The 18,263-nt window shown below is 61.1% G+C and carries 17 protein-coding genes; 10 read left to right on the forward strand and 7 right to left on the reverse strand.

Annotated elements, in window-relative coordinates; genetic code table 11:
- Positions 1–8 precede the first annotated feature (8 nt).
- The 4 genes from FBAL_RS17000 (at position 9) to FBAL_RS17015 (ending at position 4,650) form a co-directional block, all read left to right on the forward strand.
- Complete coding sequence (locus tag FBAL_RS17000; RefSeq protein WP_013346825.1) at positions 9–944, forward strand: ATP-grasp domain-containing protein; 936 nt, start codon at positions 9–11, stop codon at positions 942–944.
- A 114-nt stretch (positions 945–1,058) separates the two neighbouring features.
- Positions 1,059–1,412 (forward strand): MaoP family protein, encoded by a 354-nt coding sequence (locus tag FBAL_RS17005; protein WP_013346826.1) that lies wholly within the window; start codon positions 1,059–1,061, stop codon positions 1,410–1,412.
- 192 nt (positions 1,413–1,604) lie between these two features.
- Positions 1,605–3,998 (forward strand): bifunctional diguanylate cyclase/phosphodiesterase, encoded by a 2,394-nt coding sequence (locus FBAL_RS17010; RefSeq protein ID WP_013346827.1) that lies wholly within the window; start codon positions 1,605–1,607, stop codon positions 3,996–3,998.
- Between the two features lie 52 nt (positions 3,999–4,050).
- Positions 4,051–4,650, forward strand: coding sequence for a hypothetical protein (locus FBAL_RS17015; RefSeq protein WP_013346828.1), 600 nt, complete (start codon positions 4,051–4,053; stop codon positions 4,648–4,650).
- Positions 4,651–4,699: 49 nt separating this feature from the next.
- Here the strand turns inward: FBAL_RS17015 and FBAL_RS17020 are convergent, their stop codons facing one another.
- The 3 genes from FBAL_RS17020 to FBAL_RS17030 form a co-directional block, all read right to left on the reverse strand.
- Positions 4,700–6,064, reverse strand: a complete 1,365-nt coding sequence (locus FBAL_RS17020; RefSeq protein WP_013346829.1) for an L-serine ammonia-lyase — start codon at positions 6,062–6,064, stop codon at positions 4,700–4,702.
- 75 nt (positions 6,065–6,139) lie between these two features.
- Positions 6,140–7,414: an aromatic amino acid transport family protein gene (locus FBAL_RS17025; protein ID WP_013346830.1), complete on the reverse strand. Its 1,275-nt coding sequence runs from the start codon at positions 7,412–7,414 to the stop codon at positions 6,140–6,142.
- A gap of 267 nt (positions 7,415–7,681) precedes the next feature.
- On the reverse strand, positions 7,682–8,473 hold the full coding sequence (locus tag FBAL_RS17030) for a sulfite exporter TauE/SafE family protein (protein WP_013346831.1): 792 nt from the start codon (positions 8,471–8,473) through the stop codon (positions 7,682–7,684).
- A gap of 87 nt (positions 8,474–8,560) precedes the next feature.
- Between FBAL_RS17030 and yjjX the strand changes: the two genes are divergently transcribed.
- The 4 genes from yjjX (at position 8,561) to FBAL_RS17050 (ending at position 11,864) form a co-directional block, all read left to right on the forward strand.
- Positions 8,561–9,109 (forward strand): inosine/xanthosine triphosphatase, encoded by a 549-nt coding sequence (yjjX, locus tag FBAL_RS17035; protein WP_013346832.1) that lies wholly within the window; start codon positions 8,561–8,563, stop codon positions 9,107–9,109.
- Positions 9,110–9,113: 4 nt separating this feature from the next.
- The gene (locus FBAL_RS17040; RefSeq protein ID WP_013346833.1) at positions 9,114–10,151 is read left to right on the forward strand and encodes an NADP(H)-dependent aldo-keto reductase; all 1,038 of its coding nucleotides are present in this window, start codon (positions 9,114–9,116) and stop codon (positions 10,149–10,151) included.
- 65 nt (positions 10,152–10,216) lie between these two features.
- Positions 10,217–11,431 (forward strand): cysteine desulfurase, encoded by a 1,215-nt coding sequence (locus FBAL_RS17045; RefSeq protein ID WP_013346834.1) that lies wholly within the window; start codon positions 10,217–10,219, stop codon positions 11,429–11,431.
- Complete coding sequence (locus FBAL_RS17050) at positions 11,415–11,864, forward strand: SufE family protein (RefSeq protein WP_148226774.1); 450 nt, start codon at positions 11,415–11,417, stop codon at positions 11,862–11,864. The genes FBAL_RS17045 and FBAL_RS17050 overlap by 17 nt, the downstream gene beginning before the upstream one ends.
- Here FBAL_RS17050 and FBAL_RS17055 read toward each other — a convergent pair.
- Both FBAL_RS17055 and tcdA read right to left on the reverse strand, forming a co-directional pair.
- On the reverse strand, positions 11,855–12,871 hold the full coding sequence (locus FBAL_RS17055; RefSeq protein WP_148226775.1) for a hypothetical protein: 1,017 nt from the start codon (positions 12,869–12,871) through the stop codon (positions 11,855–11,857). The genes FBAL_RS17050 and FBAL_RS17055 overlap by 10 nt on opposite strands.
- A gap of 59 nt (positions 12,872–12,930) precedes the next feature.
- Positions 12,931–13,728 (reverse strand): tRNA cyclic N6-threonylcarbamoyladenosine(37) synthase TcdA, encoded by a 798-nt coding sequence (tcdA, locus tag FBAL_RS17060; protein WP_013346837.1) that lies wholly within the window; start codon positions 13,726–13,728, stop codon positions 12,931–12,933.
- A gap of 342 nt (positions 13,729–14,070) precedes the next feature.
- Between tcdA and FBAL_RS17065 the strand changes: the two genes are divergently transcribed.
- Entirely contained in the window at positions 14,071–15,090 is a 1,020-nt protein-coding gene (locus FBAL_RS17065) for a porin (RefSeq protein WP_013346838.1), read from the forward strand.
- A gap of 73 nt (positions 15,091–15,163) precedes the next feature.
- Here the strand turns inward: FBAL_RS17065 and FBAL_RS17070 are convergent, their stop codons facing one another.
- Positions 15,164–15,820 (reverse strand): thiopurine S-methyltransferase, encoded by a 657-nt coding sequence (locus FBAL_RS17070; RefSeq protein ID WP_013346839.1) that lies wholly within the window; start codon positions 15,818–15,820, stop codon positions 15,164–15,166.
- A 103-nt stretch (positions 15,821–15,923) separates the two neighbouring features.
- Positions 15,924–16,283, reverse strand: a complete 360-nt coding sequence (locus tag FBAL_RS17075) for a hypothetical protein (protein ID WP_013346840.1) — start codon at positions 16,281–16,283, stop codon at positions 15,924–15,926.
- A gap of 156 nt (positions 16,284–16,439) precedes the next feature.
- On the opposite strand from FBAL_RS17075, the gene FBAL_RS17080 reads away from it, so the two are divergent.
- A complete protein-coding gene (locus FBAL_RS17080; RefSeq protein ID WP_013346841.1) occupies positions 16,440–18,263 on the forward strand; it encodes a protein kinase domain-containing protein in 1,824 nt (607 codons plus the stop codon).

An 18,263-nucleotide genomic window follows, 5' to 3' on the forward strand; every position in this document is an offset into this window, starting at 1 on the left:
CCACCCCCATGCGCGGCTGGATCATCTACAAAGATTGCGCCAATCTGCTCAAGCCTGAGCGCTACGAAATTGACCGCTTTATGGAAGAAGCCGCCAAGCAGAACATCCAACTGGAAGTGTATGCCCCCGAAGACTTTGACCTGAAAGTCACTCAAGGTGGCGACCGTAGCATTCTGCTGCATGGCGAGCGTGTCTCCCTGCCCGACTTCGTATTGCCCCGTATGGGCTCTTCCACCACCTACTTTGCCCTGGCACTGATCCGCCATCTGGAGCGCCTGGGTGTGTACGTGGTGAACCAGTCCCACAGCATCGAAGCGGTAAAGGACAAGTTGTTTACTCAGCAGATCCTGGCTCAGGAAAACCTGCCGACCCCCAACACCATGCTGGTTAAGTTCCCGGTTGATGTGGAGCTGGTCAAGAAGTCCCTGGGCTTCCCGGTGGTGATCAAGACTCTGTCCGGCACCCAGGGCAGCGGCGTATTCCTGTCCAAGGACGCCAGCGAGTTCAACGACCTGATGCAGTTGATCGAATCCACCGCGCAGAACGCCAACATCATTCTGCAGGAGTTTATCAAAGCCTCTCACGGTCGTGACCTGCGCGTGTTCACCATTGGTGGCCGTGCCGTAGCCTGTTTTGAGCGCGTCGCCAAAGATGGCGACTTCAAGGCCAACTACAGCAACGGCGGCAGCCTGAAGCCGACGGAGATGACCCCGGAGATCGAATGGCTGGCCACCCAGTGCTCCCGCGCCGTTGGTCTGGATGTTGCGGGTATCGACCTGCTGTTTGATACCGACCACTTCAAGATTTGCGAAGCAAACTCCTCCCCGGGCTTTGAAGGCCTGGAGAAAGTGGTGGACATCAACATCCCGCAGGAGATTTTCCACTTTATCCGTATCCGACTGGGGCTGTTCGATAACACCGCCAAGCCGAAAGCCAAAGCCTGAGGCATAAAGGCATTTTGCGCAAAGCGCGAAAATATTTTGTTTTAGCTGTCACGCGGCTCTCATATAACTTTGCCAGCGTGACGCTAACTCTGATTCATCGAGGCTGAAAAACCCATGACCGCAAGTCAAAGCTTTAGCTCTGAGCAAAAATTCTTTGATAACCGTCATTTCCCCCGAGGCTTCCGCCGCAGCGGGACTTTCACCATTAACGAAGCGGACCTGCTGGAACGCCACGGCCAGGCCATGCAGGCCCTGTCCAACGGCTCCCGCGCGCCGCTGTCTGAAGACGAACAGCACTTCGTTGAGTTCGTCCAGGGCAAGGTAGAGGGCTGCACGCCGCTTGAGCGTCTGTGGGCCAAATACCTGAAGGCCAGCCAGGGCAAACGCCTGATCACCATCAGCGGCTCCCCTCGTGGCACCAATGACGACAGCGACGACAGTAGCGACAGCGACGACCTCGACGACTGATCTGTGACCACGCCACCAATTTTGGTGGCGTGTTTATTTCTAGCCCTCTGGCAATGCATGCCAACCATGACAGCGGCCCGCTCTGGTGGCACACTGCGACCATCAGCGAAATGGATTTTATTTGCCCCCCCTATGCCAACCCCCAAGGCTGTGCCCCAACGCTCTCATGAGGCCGAACCGGACCTCGGCACAATGTTGTTCCAGATCGCCCAACTCGCGGCCCAGGCCAGTGCGCCTCATGCCTACTGTCAGGCCATCATCGACCTGCTCGCCACGCGCATGCCGGGTAAAAACGGCTTTGTCGCTCTGGCGGATGAGGATGGCCCGCGCTTGCTGTGGGCCCAGGACCGCCGCGTTTCGGCGCCGCCGGAAAGCCTGCGCCACGGCCTGACTGATCTGCTGCTGAAACGGGGCCGCTCGATGTTCCTCCATCAGGTGGAGATCAGCTCCATGCTGAGCCGTGGCCAGATCCGCCTGATTGGCGCCTTGCCGGACAGCTGGATGGGGGTTGTGCTGAAGCATGAAGACAAAGTGATTGGGGCGCTGGTGGTGCAAAGCTACGAAAAGGAACGCTACTGCGCCGCCGACCTCAACCTGCTGGATCAACTGGCGCCCTACATCGCCCAGGGCCTGACCCAACAACTGCGACAGCGTCCCTGCCTGGGCCAGGGGCCCGAGCGTTCAGACCGCATCCTGTCGGTGCTCTATCGCATTACCGAGCTCAGCCAATCCAACGCGCCGCTGCTCGAGCTCTACGGCGGCTTCCACCAATTGATTGGTGAGTTGCTGATGGCCGACAACTTCTATGTGGCCCTGCTGGATGACAGCGGCAAGCAACTGCACTTCCCCTACAGCTGTGATGACCACTCTCCGGTACCGGAAGCGCGACCACTGGGCCGGGGCGCCACCGAGTACCTGCTGAAACTCAATGCGCCGGTACTGCTGAACTACCAGCAGATGCTGACCCTGGCCGACGAGGGCGAGATTGAACTGCTCGGCCGCACGTCCCAGTGCTGGCTGGGGGCCCCTCTCAGCCACGATGGCGTTGCGCTTGGCGCCCTGGTATTGCAGGACTACAACAACCCCATCGCCTACGGTGAGGAGGAGCTGAAACTGATCGGCTACCTGGCCCACCATATTGCCGGAGTGATCCGCTGGCGCCGGGCCGCAGAACGGCTGACCAACAACCAGCAGGCGCTGGAACAAGCCGTACTGCACCGCACTCAGGCGCTGGAGCACGAGATTAACGAGCGTCGCCGCATTGAGTCGCAACTGCGTCACGATGCCCTGCACGACGAGCTGACCACCCTCCCCAACCGCAGCATGATCATGCAACGCCTGCACCAGGTGCTGTCGATCAAAGCGCGGGACCCGAACTTCCACTACGCCCTGCTGTTTCTCGACCTCAACCGCTTCAAGGTGATCAACGACTCGCTCGGCCACCTGACCGGTGACCGCCTGCTGGCTCAGGTAGCCCACCGTCTGTCCGGCTGCGTTCGTGGTTCCGATACCGTCGCGCGCCTTGGTGGCGACGAGTTTGCCATCCTGCTGGAGCACCTCTCCTGCGATAACGACGCGCTGCAGAGCGCCGAACGCATCCAGGCGGTGCTGGCCAAGCCGTTCTACATCGACGGTGAGGAGATCTACAGCGGCACCAGCATCGGCATCGCCTTCGGACTAAGCCAGTACCAAAGCCCGGTCGAACTGCTGCGCGACGCCGATGTGGCGATGTACCGCGCCAAGCAGGCCCACCGGGCCGCGCCCGTGGTGTTCGATAACAGCATGCGTGAAGCCGCCCAGCATCGTATGAAGCTGGAGAACGAACTGCAGCGCGCACTGGAGCTGAACCAGTTTGAGGTGCACTACCAGCCGGTCTGGAACCTGGCCTCAGAACAGCTGGTGGGCTTCGAGGCACTGGTGCGCTGGCGCCACCCGGAACGTGGCTTGCTGCTGCCCGGGGAGTTTATCGAGCTGATGGAGGAAACCCACCAGATCCTGCCTCTGGATCGCTGGGTACTGAACCAGGCCTGCCAGCAGTTTGCCCAGTGGCAACGCAAATACCCCCGGCTGGCCCGAGTCGGTGTCAGCGTCAATCTGAGCTCCGAATGGTTTAACCGCGCGGACAGTCTCGACGTGGTGATGCAGTCACTGAAGCAGTCCGGCTTGTCAGCCCGCTCTTTGCTCATTGAGATCACCGAACGCTCGCTGCTGCACCAGCCGGACCAGGCAGCCAGTGTGCTGCGTCAGCTGCGTCGGCTTGGCATCAAGTTGATGATGGATGACTTCGGCACCGGCTACTCCAGCCTCAGCTACCTGCACCGCCTGCCGCTGGACGTAGTCAAAGTGGATCGCAGCTTTATCAGCCGCCTGCACGAGGACCAGCGGGCAGAAGCGGTGATCTCCGCCATCCTGAACCTGGCGTCGGCGCTGGGAATGAAAGTGAATGCCGAAGGCATCGACAACCCAAAGCAGGTGGCGATGCTGAAACAGATGGGCTGTCAGTACGGTCAGGGCTATCAGCTGGGTCGGCCCCTGCCGGCAGAACGAGTCAGCGACTTTCTGGCTGGAAAGAGCCACACCCGCTAGCCCCATTTCGCTAAACTAATCGCTACATTTTGCCAACATCGCGAGTAGCGCCATGGTTCGGAACAGATGGACCCTGTTCCCACTCGCGGCAGGGGTGTTGTGGCTGGCCGCCACCACCTTATGGACCCACCTGCCGCCCCCTAAAGTCACCCCGCAATACGCGGCCGCGCCCGCTGTGGCGATCGCCAGCAGCGTTGTCACGCATCACCGCATTACCCCCGACCAACCCATCTTTGACTCACTCGCCCGGGCCTACCGTCGACACGGTGACGTGGTGGAGTACGGCGGCAAGGTGTGGCTGGCCGATGATAATGGCCAGACCCTGCTCGGCTTTGTTGCCATCGCCGACCTCCCCCCATCCCCCGCACCGGAAGCCGCCATTCAGCAGGAGTGGCAGCGCTTCTATCAGGACCATCGCTGGGGAGACTGGAGCCAGGACTGGCTGAAACCGGCTTGGCTTGGGCCAATGGGGGAGCCGCTCAGCCACGCCCTGATGTGTCGTGAGCGACGCTGCCTGGCAGGTCTGGACTTCGATACCGAACCCCACTGGCAGGATCAGATTGACGCCCTGCAGCAGCGCCTGCCCCGCCATGTTGAGCTGCGTGAACTGCACGCGCCGTCACACGCTCTGCTGATCTTCACCCGCTACTGAGCGGCATAAAAAAACCCGCCGAATGGCGGGTTTTTCCGATGACTCCGTCTTAGCAGACGTTCAGCACCTTGATGGCCAGACCGCCACGGGAGGTCTCGCGGTATTTCGGGTGCATATCCTTACCGGTCTCGTACATGGTGGCGATCACCTTGTCCAGAGACACACAGGGCTCGGAGTTACGACGCATCGCCATGCGGGTGGAGTTGATCGCTTTTACGGACGCGATGGCGTTACGCTCGATGCAGGGAACCTGCACCTGGCCGGCAACCGGGTCACAGGTCAGGCCCAGGTGGTGCTCCATCGCGATTTCCGCGGCGATGCACACCTGAGACGGGCTCGCACCCATCAGCTCAGCCAGACCGGCAGCGGCCATGGAACAGGCCACGCCCACTTCACCCTGACAGCCCACTTCCGCACCGGAGATGGACGCGTTCATCTTGTACAGAGCGCCAACGGCACCTGCAGCCAGGTAGAACTTGGTGTACTGCTTTACGCCCACCTTCTCGATGAACTTGTCGTAGTACGCCAGTACGGCCGGAATGATGCCTGCCGCACCGTTGGTCGGTGCAGTCACCACGCGACCACCGGCAGCGTTCTCTTCGGACGCGGCCAGGGCAAACATGTTAACCCAGTCGATGATGGCCATCGGGTCGTTGTTGGTGCGCTCGTTGGCGATCAGCTGGCGATGCAGGGCAGAAGCGCGACGCGGCACCTTCAGCGGACCCGCCAGCAGACCTTCGGTGGCGCAACCACGCTCGATGCACTCACGCATCACATTCCACACCTGGCCGAAGCCTTCGTAGATGTCGGACTCGCTGTGGTAGACCTTTTCGTTCTCCATCATCAGCGCGCTGATGCTCATGCCGGTTTCCTTACACAGGGCCAGCAGGCTCTCTGCATCGGTAAAGGCGTAAGGCAGCGGCTTCAGGTTGGCGTCCGGCTGACCAAAGTGCTCCTCCTCTACGATGGCGCCGCCACCGATAGAGTAGTAAGTCTTGGAGTAAGCCACTTCGTCACCGATAAAGGCGTGAATGCTCATGCCGTTTTCGTGCAGCGGCAGGGTGTCCTCGTGGAAGGTCACCGCGTCGCGCGGGAAGTCAACGGTGTGGCAGTGCATGCCGACCGGCAGACGCTCGGTTTGCTCAACCCGGCTGATGAACTCGGGGATGCCGTCGATGTCCACGGTTTCCGGGCTGTTGCCGCCCAGACCCATGATGATGGCGATGTCAGTGTGGTGGCCTTTACCGGTCAAAGACAGGGAACCGTAGATATCCACGCTGATGCGGGTCACTTGACGCAGCTTGTCCATGGCACGCAGGTCATCAATGAACTGCTTGGCCGCCTTCATGGGGCCAACGGTATGGGAGCTGGAAGGACCAACACCGATTTTGAAGATATCAAACACACTGAACATCAGGGCATTCCTCGAAGAAACAGGGGAAAAAAAGAGCCGGGGTGAGGACCCCGGCTCAGGAGTCATAAGGGGGGTTTAGAAGAAACCACCCACGATGGAGCTGATGGCAATCAGGCCCATCACGGTCACGAAGATGTTGGACAGCTTGCCGTCGTACTTCTTCATGGCCGGTACTTTCTTAATGGCGTACATCGGCATCAGGAACAGGATGGCGGCGATGAACGGCGCACCCAGAGATTCAATCATGCCCAGTACAGACGGGTTGATAACGGCCACACCCCATACGGAGAAGAAGAAGAAGGCCACCAGAGCTTGGTCGAATTTCTTCTCGCCCATGCGCTCAACCGCTTTCGGAGCAGACTGCTTAACGATGCCAGCCAGACCCTCTTTGGCACCCAGGTAGTGACCGAAGAAGGAGGAGAAGATAGCCAGGAACGCCACCAGCGGACCTACGTAGGAGATCAGCGCAGAGTCGTGCACGTTCGCCAGGTAGCTCAGGATGGAGATGTTCTGAGCCTTAGCTTCAGCCAGCTGCTCCGGAGACAGAGCCAGTACACAGCTGAATACGAAGAACATCACGAAGCCCAGCAGCATGCCAGAGGCGCGCATCAGGATGGCGTCAGACTTCTCAACCGCTTTCTCACCGTGCGCTTTGCGCTGAGCCAGAGCCATGGAGGAAACGGCCGGGCTGTGGTTGAAAGAGAAGATCAGCATCGGGATGGTCAGGTACACGGCCAGCAGCATGGCGTCCATGGACGGCATGGCATCAACGCTCATGGCAGCCATAGACCAGTCCGGGATCAGGTATACGGACATGGCGAACAGGATGAACACCAGCGGGTATACCAGCATCTCGGTAACCTTCAGCATCAGCTTCTGGCCCAGGATCATCACGCCCATCATCATGGCAACCAGAACGCCGGACAGCAGCCAGCGCGGCAGAGACTCCAGGCCCAGCTGGTGAACCATGAAGCTGTCCACGGTGCTGGTGATGGCGTTGCCGTAAATCAGCACGATCGGGTAGATGGCGAAGAAGTACAGGAAGGTGATCAACCAACCCGCCGCTTTACCAAAGTGCGCTTCCACCACTTCAGTGATGTCAGCGTCTTTCTTCGGGGAAGAGAGAACGAAACGTGCCAGGGCACGGTGAGACAGGTAAGTCATCGGACCCACCAGCAGCACCATCAGGATCAGAGGCCAGAAACCTTCCAGGCCAGCACGGATCGGCAGGAACAGTACGCCGGCACCAACAGCGGTACCGAACATGGACAGGGACCAGGTCAGGTCCTGCTTGGTAAAGCCAGACTTGGCAGCAGTCTGGGTGGCGGTTGCAGTGTTGTGGTTCTGCATTAGAAATCACCTATGAGTGTTCGAGTTAGCGGGGGCAAGAATAGAGATTTCCCCAGCCAAAAACGTGATCGAAATCACTTCGCAAAACAGCTCAGGTGACGCGGATCACAAATCCGATCCAGAGTGAACTTTTTTCGTGGATTGGTCTTACCATTTTACCTTGATATTCATCACTGTGAGGGTTTTTCACTGTGATATCGCTCACATGGCAGACGCACGCACTATTACAGATTTGATTTACCAGTCATTTACGCTGATGAAACTTTACTACAACATCAGCAGACGAACGCCCAGAATCGCCATAAACGCCGCAAAAGCCCGCTGTAGCACGTGCCCAGGTAGTTTCACCGCCAGCGTCGCACCCACCCGGACAAACTGGGTACTGGCCACGACGATGCCGAAGAAAGCGGGAAGGTAGACGTAGCCCAGGCTCCACTCAGGCAACTGAGGATGACCCCAACCGTTGATCAGGTAGCTGATCACCCCAGACAGGGCGATGGGAAACGCCAGCGTCGCAGAGACCCCCACCGCCTTGGTGATCGGTAACGAACACCAGCGTAAGAAAGGCACACTGATGGTGGCCCCGCCAATCCCAAACATCGACGAGATGGTTCCGATGGTCCCCCCCGCCAGCGCCAGTCCGGGGGTTTTAGGCAGCGAGCGATCCGGGTTCGGTTTCAGGCTGAACCACATCTGGGTCGCCACCAGCAACAGGAAGATACCGAACAGCCGTTCCAGTAACGCCCCCGGCAACAGGGCCGCCACCGAGCCGCCGGCAAAGGAGCCCAACACCACCCAGGGCACAAAGCGCTTCACGGTCTCCCAGTCGACGTTGCCGCGCTTATTATGAGCACGAATGCCGCTTGAGGAGGTGACCACAATGGTCGCCAACGAGGTGCCAATCGCCAGGTGAATCAGCACCTCCGGCGCCACCCCCATCCAGGGCAATACCGTCAACAGGACAGGGACAATCACCAGTCCCCCACCGATGCCAAACAGGCCGGACAAAATGCCCGCCAGCACACCCAGCAGAAGGTAGATCAATACGGTCAACAACATAACGGCTCACGGCAGTGACGAATTTGCCGCCATTGTCGCAATGGCCGTGGCAAAATAACAGTCTAACTCCCTGACTCAGGAGCATTCATGTCCCAAGCCGTCGTCGCGGTGGCCTCCCATAACCCCGTGAAGATTCGGGCCGCCGAGCAGGCACTGGCCCACAGTTTTGCCGACCGGCCCTGGCAGTCCCGGGCACACGCCGTGCCGTCCGGCGTGGCCGAGCAACCGATGAGTCATGAGGAGACCCGTCAGGGCGCACTGAATCGGCTGGCCGCCCTGCGACAGGCCGACCCGGAGGCCGACTATTACGTGGCCTTTGAAGGCGGCTACGATCGCCTCGATGGTGTGCCCTGCACCTTCGCCTATGTGGCTGTGAGCGATGGCCATCGCACCCGCGTTGGCCGCAGTGCCCCGCTGCCGCTGCCCCCCGTCATCGCCACACGGTTGGAAGCCGGCGAAGAGCTGGGCCCGGTGATGGATGATCTGTTTCAGCAGCACAACATCAAGCAGCGTGGCGGTGCCATCGGCATCCTGACCGGTGGCCTGATGGACCGCGCCAGCCTCTATCAGGACACCCTGATCCTGCAACTGGCGCCCTTTCGCTTTCCCGAGTTATACCCCCTGAACGCGGAGTAACCCTATGCAATTGAATCGCCTGCCCCACAGTGAATTGCGCGTCAGTGCCCTCGGCCTGGGCACCATGACCTTTGGCGAACAAAACAGCGCCGCCGAGGCGTTCGAGCAGATGGACCGCGCCCACGGCGCCGGCATCAACCTGCTGGACGCCGCCGAGATGTATCCGGTGCCGCCCCGCCCGGAAACTCAGGGCGCCACCGAAACCATCATTGGCGACTACCTGCGCCAACGGGGCAATCGCCACCAGTGGGTGGTGGCCACCAAAGTGGCCGCACCGGGTGGCCCCTGCGATTACCTGCGTCCCGATATGGCGCTGGACCGCCGCAACCTGTTCGCCGCCTGCGACGCCTCACTGAGCCGGCTCGGCATCGAGTGCATCGACCTGTATCAGGTGCACTGGCCCCACCGTCGCACCAACTTCTTTGGCCAACTGGGCTACGAGGCCAGCGAGAAGGAGTCGATGACCCCCATCCTGGAGACCCTGTCGGCGTTGGATGATCTGGTGCGGGCCGGTAAGATCCGCCATATCGGCCTCTCCAACGAAACCCCCTGGGGGGCGATGCAGTATCTCCACCTGGCCGACAAGCACGACCTGCCCCGGGCGGTCAGCATTCAGAACCCCTACAATCTGCTCAATCGCAGCTTTGAAGTCGGCCTGGCCGAGATCGCCCAGCGCGAACCCCTGCCACTGCTGGCCTACTCGCCGATGGCGTTCGGCGTGCTCTCCGGTAAATACGCCGGTGGTACCCGCCCGGAGGGTGCCCGCCTGACCCGCTTTGAACGCTTCAAGCGCTACGCCGGGCCGGCCGCCGACGCCGCTGTGGAGGATTTTCTGGCGCTGGCCAACCGGTTCGGACTCAGTCCGGCCCAGCTGGCGCTGGCCTTTGTGCGCACACGCCCCTTCTGTGCCAGCACGCTGATCGGCGCCACCACCCTGGCGCAACTGGAACAGAATCTGGCCAGCGTGGATCTGGCCTGGAACGACGAACTGGAACAGGCCCTGCAGGCGCTGGGTGACACCCACCGTTATCCCTGTCCCTGAGTCTTGCAACCCCGGGGCGCATCAAGCATGCTCTGCGCCCCGTTTAAAAGGAAAGCCGCCCCGATATGAGCCTGGACACCCTGAGAGCGCAGTTTCCGGCCCTGCAACAGCCCGACCTGATCTACCTCGACAACGCCGCCACCACCCAGAAACCGACGGCGGTGCTGGAAGCGATGCAGCAGTTCTATCAGGCCGATAACGCCAACGTGCACCGGGGTGCCCACCGTCTCTCTGCCCGTGCCACACGGGCCTTTGAAGGGGCGCGCGACACGCTGGCCCGCTTTATTAATGCCCCAGAGCGGGAATCGGTGCTCTTTACCCGGGGGACCACGGAGGCGATGAACCTGCTGGCCAGCAGCCTCGGCGGCCAACAGTTGCAGGCGGGAGACCTCATCCTGATCGACTCCTGGGCGCACCACGCCAGCATCGTGCCTTGGCAACAAGCCGCCCAGCGCGCCGGCGCCCGACTCTGCCCTATCCCACTGGATAAGGCGGGTCAGCTGGATGAGGCCGCTTACCTGGCCCTGCTGGCGCAACAGCCCAGGGTGGTGATCCTGACTCAGGTGGCCAATGCCCTCGGGGCACGGGCACCGCTGTCACGCTGGTTGCCCCTGGCTCGCGCCGCCGGGGCGATCACCATTGTCGATGGGGCACAGGGCATCGCCCATGACACCGTCGACGTGCAGGCGCTGGGCTGCGACTTCTATGCCTTTTCCGGCCATAAGATGTATGGCCCGACCGGCATCGGCGTGCTGTGGGGACGCAGAGCATTGCTGGAGGCGATGCCTCCCTACCAGTTTGGCGGCGAGATGATTCACAAGGTGTCGTTTGAACAGAGCAGCTTTAACCAGCTGCCCTTTAAGTTCGAAGCGGGCACCCCCGCCATCGCCGAAGCGGTCGGCCTGGGTGCCGCCGCCCAGTGGCTGATGGCGCAGGACCGTGCCGCTCTGGCTGCCCACGAATCGGTCTTGCTGGCCCGTGCCCGCACCGGGCTGGCCAGCATCGAGGGCATCACCCTCTATAGTGCCTTCGAGGACAACGCCGGTAGCCTGGCCTTTAACGTTGAGGGCGAGCATCACCAGGACGTGGGCATCTGGCTGGATCAGGCCGGCATTGCGGTGCGCTGTGGCCACCACTGCTGCCAACCCCTGATGGCGGCATTGGGCGTCAAAGGCACCTGCCGGGTGTCAGTAGCGGCGTATAATACGGCGGCGGAGATCGACGCCTTTGTCGAGGCGTTGCGCGATATGAGAGAGTTTTTAAATGATGATCCCCTCTGAGGCGGCGTTTCGTGAAAACCCGGTTGGCCCCACCCTGACCCGTGAGCAACTGGATGCTGAGTTAAAAGCCCAGGGCCACTGGCAGGGGCGCTACCGCCTGCTGATGAAACTCGGCAGCCGAATGCCGGCGCTGGCGCCACAGTGGCACAAGGCCGACGCCGAAGTGGCGGGATGTGAGAGTGCCACCTGGCTTTACCACCAGGAACTGGAGGGTCGCCACTATTTCCTGGCGGACTCCGAGGCGCGCATTGTGCGGGGGTTGCTGGTGTTGGTGCTGGCGGCTTGCAATGGGCGCAGCAGCGCTGAGCTGGCGCAAGTGGGACTGGATGAGTGGTTCCGCGAACTGGGTCTGGCCGACCACCTCAGCCCCTCCCGGGCCAGCGGCCTCAATGCCGTTGTGCGCCAGATCCTGGCCCTGGCGGATCAGATCTGATTGATCCGATCCCGCCCCCGATCCCAGTTACCGAACTGCACCTCCAGGGTGAGGCGTAACTCGAGATTGGTGACGTAGTCGTATTTGCGCGGCCAGGTCAGCTGCGGCTCGATCTCGTAAAACAGCCAGCTGCGCAGAAAGTTGCGACGATAGTTGGCCCCCAGTCGGTAGATCTCGCTCTGCTCCTCCTCATCCTTGGTCTGGCCGGAAGCCGATACAAAGGTCGCCAGCGCAGAGCGGGTATCGAGCCGCTGCGCGCGCACAAAGGTGGTGCTCCACTCCAGCCCTTCGGTCTGCTCGCCGTACTTGGCACGGCCATGCAGACGATAACCTGAGCGGCTGAAGATGCGTTCCAGTGTCAGCCGCGACGTTTCACTCCAGCCATCCTGCACCTCCGCTTTGAACTCCTGGGAGAACTTCATCACGGTGCGCTCATCAAAGCTGTAGAAGTAGCGGGCCCGGGTTCGGGCAAAAGGATCCAGGCCGGAGTCCAGCTGCACCCCGATATCAAAGGAGAGATCCCAGCGGCGAAAATCCAGCGGGATCCAGCGCAGCGCGGCCCGGGCCCCGCCATCCCCCTCCTCCGACTGACCGTCGCGCAGTTCGGTCAACTCGCTGTCCGGGTCGGACTCCACCAACAGTTTCAGGCGTTTTTCGGTGTTGGGCAGGTAGTAGGAAGCGGAGACCCGCACCTTGAACTCGTTGGACTCCCGCTCAAACATCCGCTGCTGCAGACGCAGACGAAAGTGGCTGGAGGCCTGGTCCGCTTCCTCGCTGGGACCAAAGAAGTCATCAAACCAGAGGGCGCTGTCCTGGGCAGAAGCGGACAGCAGGTTGTGGGCTTTGTCGTACCAACGCTGATCCGCGTCGTCAGTGGGATCTTCTAACGGCGGGGCTTCCGGCAGCGGTTCGCTGGCCTCTTCGGCGGTGGGCTTGGTCGGGGCCGTCGCCAGCATCGGATGGATCTCCGAGCTTAACGCCAATGCCAGAACCGTTGCCGCAATCATCACCTAACACCTTGATCAACAAACCATTGACCCCAGTGTAACCGATTGCGGCGCGGTGCTCACTCGCTCTGTTGGTTGGCCCGCTCCGCCAGCTTAAGCAGCACCCGGCTGGCGGCCACAAAACCAAACGTGCCGGTCACCGGCGTCACCGCACCGAATCCGCTGCTGCAGTCCATCGCCTTCGGGCCCTCAGCGGCGGACTTGGCCAGGCAGACGGTGCCATCAGCGCCGGGGTAGCGCAGTTGCTCGTCGGAGAACACGCACTCCACCTGGAAACGACGCTTGGGGTTCTTGGAGAAGTGGTACTCGCGGCGCAGCAGATTGCGCACCTTGGCCGCCAGCGGATCCTGATAGGTCTTGGCCAGGTCGGCCACCTGCACCCGGGTGGGGTCCAGCTGCCCACCAGCACCGCCCACGGTAACGATGCGGATCTTGCGTCGCTTGCAGTGGGCAATCAGGGCCGCCTTGGGTTTGACCGCATCGATGCAGTCCACCAGATAGTCCAGCCCCTGCGGCAACACCTCGTCGAGGTTATCCAGATCAACAAACTCCTCCACCTCATTCACCACACAATCCGGATTGATGGCACGGATACGCGCCGCCATCACCGCCACCTTGGATTGGCCGATGGTGTCGCTGAGGGCATGGATCTGGCGATTGGTGTTGGTGGTGCAGATGTCATCGAGGTCGATCAGGGTGATCTGACCGATGCCGGAGCGCGCCAGCGCTTCTGCCGCCCAGGTGCCCACGCCGCCAATCCCCACCACACACACGTGGGAGCGGGCATAAGCAGCCAGTGCAGCCTGACCATAAAGGCGGCCAATACCACCAAAGCGTTGCAGATAAGCGTCGTTCATCTTTGCGTTCCAGCGACCAAAAAGGCCGCGATTATAGCAGCAATGCGGAGGGCGCCAAGGGCAAGAAAACTCCCCACCCTAGTGCCTCTGATCTTGGCTGACAAGAGCCTGCCTTGCCGCACCGATCACAATCCAGCCAGCTCACACCTTTATTTAAAACAAAGGTGAGCCAGATCAAATTCTTAAGGCGTTTTGCGTTACATCACAAAAACCCCATGACAAACTGCCGCCAACTTCACCAATTCTGGCGAAAGCAGTCTAACAACCTGCTTACAAACGGACTTTTGAACTGCCCCACACCACCTGCAACCGGGGCGGGCAACCCAAAGAGGACAAGAAGTAATGAAGCAACGCCTGTTATCTGTCGCCGTGGCCTCCCTGCTGGCCGGTTTCTCCACCCAAGCCCTGGCCGACGGCCCCACCTTCTACGGTGACCTCAACGTCTCCATTACCGACAGCGACACCGGTATCCTGGTTCAGGGCACTGGCAACAAGTCCGGTACCGTTCTGGAAAACAACTCCTCCAACATCGGTATCAAGGGTACCCACGACATCAACACCAACCTGTACGTCGTGTACAAGGCGGAAGTGGGCGTCAACGGCGGTGACCAGAGCAACGGCAAAGAGCCCTTCAGCAGCCGTAACACCTACGTGGGTCTGGGCGGCAACTTCGGTGAAGTGGTGTTCGGTCGTAACGACACCGCATTCAAAGCTTCCGAAGCCGGCGTTGACGCCTTCGGTAACCTGAACGCCGATATCTTTGCCATCCTGCCGGGTCAGGATCGTGTCGGTGACAGCATCACCTACACTCTGCCGAAGCTGGGTCTGTTCACCGGTAAAGCCACCTACCTGCTGGAAGACGACTTCTACGCTGAAGGCGCTGACGTGGACGGCAACAACTTCGCGGTAATGGGCGGCTTTGGTGACAAGGGCCTGAAGAAAGCCCCGTACTACATCGGCTTTGGTTACGTGGATGGCATCAGCGACCTGACCTCCTACCGCATCACCGGTCAGCTGAAGCTGGCTGACCTGCAGCTGGGCCTGATCTATCAGGATTCCGAGCTGACCAGCAACAGCGACGTTGACGGCACCGGCTACATCGTGTCCGCCAAGTACCCGCTGGGTAACTTTATGCTGAAAGGCCAGTTCGGCTACGACGACGGCGGCATGGGCTCCTTCGCGAAGGGCCTGGACACCGACGGCACCGTTAAGGAAGTCACCAACTACACCCTGGGTCTGGATTACACCCTGACCAAGTCTGCCTACGTATACGGCCACGTGGCTTACTACGATGCGGCCATCGATAACGCTGAAGACATCGATGACACTCTGGTTACCGTAGGTATGCGCTACCGCTTCTAAACCTCCCTCCCTGGGACAGATAAACGGCAACCTTCGGGTTGCCGTTCTTTTTGCTGCGGTTCGGTCAGCCTGTTCAGCGACGCACCAGGCGATACACCTCTTCCTGCAGCCAGGGCGCGCCCTTGGCCACAAAGCGCGGGTTATCCGCCAGCACATCATGGCTGGCCAGCTTCTCCACCACGAACCAGGGCGACAGTCGCTCAACCACCTCCTGCTCCGCCACTGCAAACGGCGGTCCGGCCAGGGCGTCCTGGGGGTAATCAAGCGTCACCAGTAACCCGACAGCGCCACTGGGCAGCAGTTCGGCCAGGGCGGTCACATAGCGATCCCGCATCGGGGCTGGCAGGGCGATCAGGGCGGCACGATCATAAAAGGCGGTGCAGTGGCGGGTTTGCTCTGGCGTCACCTGAAACAGGTCGCCTTGCAGCACCGTCAGTTCATCGAACTGGTGACGCAGAAGGGCCCCCTCCTGGCTCACGGTCGGGGTTTGGCCCAGGCTGGCAAACAGCGCGTCCACCGCCAGCGCGTTCAGCTCAACCCCCAGTACCGGATGCCCCTCACCGGCCAGATACGCCAGGTCCAGGGATTTGCCACACAACGGCACCAGAACCGGCGTGCCGCCGGGCAGGTTCAGTTGTGGCCAGTGCTCTGCCAGATGGGGATTGATGTGATCGAGATGGAAGCCGGTAATGCCCCGCTCCCACTTGTCGTGCCAAAACGCCGCTTCCATGAGCGCCCTCCATTGAAGAAATGGGGCTCAGGGTAACGACCGCCCGGCAGAGAGGCAAACAAAAGGGGGCCGAAGCCCCCTGAAGTCAAATTCGTTATTGCGGTTATCGGGACAGGCCGAGCACCTGACGGGCCTTGCTCAGCCACACGCAGTTATCGCAGTTGCAGGCGCGGCGGTTAAGGTGTGCCGCAGTCAGCTGTGCTTCAACGTAGTCCACGGCTTTCACCAGTTCACGACGGATGTCCTTGGCGTCTTTATGCTCAATCGCCACCAGCTCGTCGTTATGGTTCAGCCACTTGCACTCCATGTCCTGATGACAGTAGAGGCAGCGGTCGTCCACCGGATTGTAGAAGGTCGCGTGGGGACAGAAACGCACGTCCATATTGTCCCGCATTTTACGGCGGGGATAGGCCAACAAATCCGCCAGGGTGGCGGGATCCACCGAGAGAATGGGGTCTGTCATATTTACGCCCTACCCTAGTTCAATACCCATAAGCAAATACTCGCACAAAGTGGGGGGATGCTCTTGATTGGGATCAAACACTCGTGAGACTGATCACGTTTGCGCCACAGCCACGTCACTCGGTATGCTGAAACGCCTAACCACAAGGAGTGTTCGGTGGGCAGTGCCAAGCCGCTTCAGCAGTTTTATATCTCCGAGGAGCAGTCCATCTACCTGCTTCGGGAGGAGGACGCCCGTAAGCATCGCCAATGGGTTTCACTGTGTCAGCAACAGCTGCGTCGCCTTGGCTATCAGCAGGTGCACTTTATCGGCAAAGGGGTGTTTGGCTTCGTCTTCGCCGGCCGACTGGGCAACACCGAGCAGGTGTTCAAGTTCTCCCGCCGCACCCTGCCTGCGCGTCTTCAGGCGCGCCTGCAGGAGGAAGCGGAGATCCTGGCGCCGCTTGACCATCCCCACATCCCCGCACTGGTGCGCCATGTCACCGCCTCCGGCCAGGGTATCCTGCAGATGGAGCGCGCCCCGGGGGTCGATCTGGCCCATTTTGCCCAACGCTGTGGCCCGCTGCCGGTCACCTACCTGGTGCCCATTGCCGCGCAATTGGCGGACATCCTGACCTACCTGCGCGGCCTGCCAAGACCGGTGGTGCATGGCGACATCAAACCCTCCAACCTGGTGTTCGACCATCGCCACAAGCACCTCTCACTGGTGGACTGGGGCTCAGCGGTGCTGGCCCAGCGCGACGCGTATGACCACCCACTGGGCTCCGCTTTGGGTCGGGTGGATGGCGACCACGACTCCAACGCACGCATGGGGGATGTGTTCTTTATCGGCCCGGAGCAGTTGGCCGGCGCCCCCAGCAGCCCGCGCTTTGATGAACAGGGGGCCGCAGCCACCCTCTATGCCCTCGCCTCCGGCCAGATCAGCCGCTTTGGCAGCAAACTGCTGCCCGCCGCCAGCCTTGGCCTGCCCCGGCCACTGGCCGAGATCCTGGATGCCATGCTGAGCGACGACCCCAATCTGCGCCGGGAGGGCGGCGACCACTTTATTAAGACCCTGCCCGCCAGCCGCCACTGGCTGCTGCTGCCGCTGCCGGCCCCGGCGCCATCGCCGCAGCTGCCGGTCTGGACCCATCATCAGGGCAAGGCGGTAGAAACCGTGGCCTACTCCTCCCGCAAATCCTTTCTGCGGGAACATCAGATAGCGCCCCTGCCGCCGGAGCGTGAAGCCGACCTGCAACTGGCGCACTACTACCGCGACTTTATGGTGGGGATGGGCGATAACGAGAAGGGCTTTGTTGCGGCAGTGGGGCAGTTGGGCCACTACCCGCTGCTGGGGGGGCTGGCGTTGCACTGGACCGACACCGGCCTGCACATCGACTCCAGCCTCAACCTGCAGGACCCCACCCTCAAGACGCCCTTTATCCGGGCAGTGAACAATATGGTGGCGTTGGCCCGTGGCATCCGCCCTGCCCCTCAGGCCGATGGCAAAGCGGTGTTTAAGGCCTGCTTCTTTAATGCCCGTGACACCCTCCATCTGGAGCGCAACCAGCGTCAGGCCCGCTTTGTGGCGCCGCCGGAACTGGCCCTGCCGTTCGAGATCAGCGACGCACCGGAACTGGAGGACAAAACCCGGCTTCACTCCTACTTTGAGGATGGCCAGGACCCGGATGAAAACCTGACCCTGCCCGCCAGCATCATGGCCGAGCTGGGACGGCTTAACCTGATCCACCATACCGGCTGCATCATCTTCGAAGTGCTGGAGGATCACCTCAAGATCCACTCCTACCTGCGCCTGCTCAACCCCCGCAAGGCCGACGAGTTCCGGGCCTGTCTGGCCCGCATCCTGGATGCGGTGGGGGACATTGACGATCTGGGCATCGCCGGCTTTATGAAGCTGCCGTATAAAAACACCCGCCAGTTCCAGCCCCACGGGGGCGCCGAGCCGCGCTACTACCCCCGCGACCCCCGTCGTCCAGCATAA

Source organism: Ferrimonas balearica DSM 9799 (assembly GCF_000148645.1).
GTDB lineage: Bacteria > Pseudomonadota > Gammaproteobacteria > Enterobacterales > Shewanellaceae > Ferrimonas > Ferrimonas balearica.

Bases quoted from the DNA above. Each gene is read 5' to 3' on its own strand.
- FBAL_RS17000 (WP_013346825.1), top strand. From the start codon at position 9: ATGCGCGGCTGGATCATCTACAAAGATTGCGCCAATCTGCTCAAGCCT.
- FBAL_RS17005 (WP_013346826.1), top strand. From the start codon at position 1,059: ATGACCGCAAGTCAAAGCTTTAGCTCTGAGCAAAAATTCTTTGATAAC.
- FBAL_RS17010 (WP_013346827.1), top strand. From the start codon at position 1,605: ATGTTGTTCCAGATCGCCCAACTCGCGGCCCAGGCCAGTGCGCCTCAT.
- FBAL_RS17015 (WP_013346828.1), top strand. From the start codon at position 4,051: ATGGTTCGGAACAGATGGACCCTGTTCCCACTCGCGGCAGGGGTGTTG.
- FBAL_RS17020 (WP_013346829.1), bottom strand. From the start codon at position 6,064: ATGTTCAGTGTGTTTGATATCTTCAAAATCGGTGTTGGTCCTTCCAGC.
- FBAL_RS17025 (WP_013346830.1), bottom strand. From the start codon at position 7,414: ATGCAGAACCACAACACTGCAACCGCCACCCAGACTGCTGCCAAGTCT.
- FBAL_RS17030 (WP_013346831.1), bottom strand. From the start codon at position 8,473: ATGTTGTTGACCGTATTGATCTACCTTCTGCTGGGTGTGCTGGCGGGC.
- yjjX (WP_013346832.1), top strand. From the start codon at position 8,561: ATGTCCCAAGCCGTCGTCGCGGTGGCCTCCCATAACCCCGTGAAGATT.
- FBAL_RS17040 (WP_013346833.1), top strand. From the start codon at position 9,114: ATGCAATTGAATCGCCTGCCCCACAGTGAATTGCGCGTCAGTGCCCTC.
- FBAL_RS17045 (WP_013346834.1), top strand. From the start codon at position 10,217: ATGAGCCTGGACACCCTGAGAGCGCAGTTTCCGGCCCTGCAACAGCCC.
- FBAL_RS17050 (WP_148226774.1), top strand. From the start codon at position 11,415: ATGATGATCCCCTCTGAGGCGGCGTTTCGTGAAAACCCGGTTGGCCCC.
- FBAL_RS17055 (WP_148226775.1), bottom strand. From the start codon at position 12,871: ATGATTGCGGCAACGGTTCTGGCATTGGCGTTAAGCTCGGAGATCCAT.
- tcdA (WP_013346837.1), bottom strand. From the start codon at position 13,728: ATGAACGACGCTTATCTGCAACGCTTTGGTGGTATTGGCCGCCTTTAT.
- FBAL_RS17065 (WP_013346838.1), top strand. From the start codon at position 14,071: ATGAAGCAACGCCTGTTATCTGTCGCCGTGGCCTCCCTGCTGGCCGGT.
- FBAL_RS17070 (WP_013346839.1), bottom strand. From the start codon at position 15,820: ATGGAAGCGGCGTTTTGGCACGACAAGTGGGAGCGGGGCATTACCGGC.
- FBAL_RS17075 (WP_013346840.1), bottom strand. From the start codon at position 16,283: ATGACAGACCCCATTCTCTCGGTGGATCCCGCCACCCTGGCGGATTTG.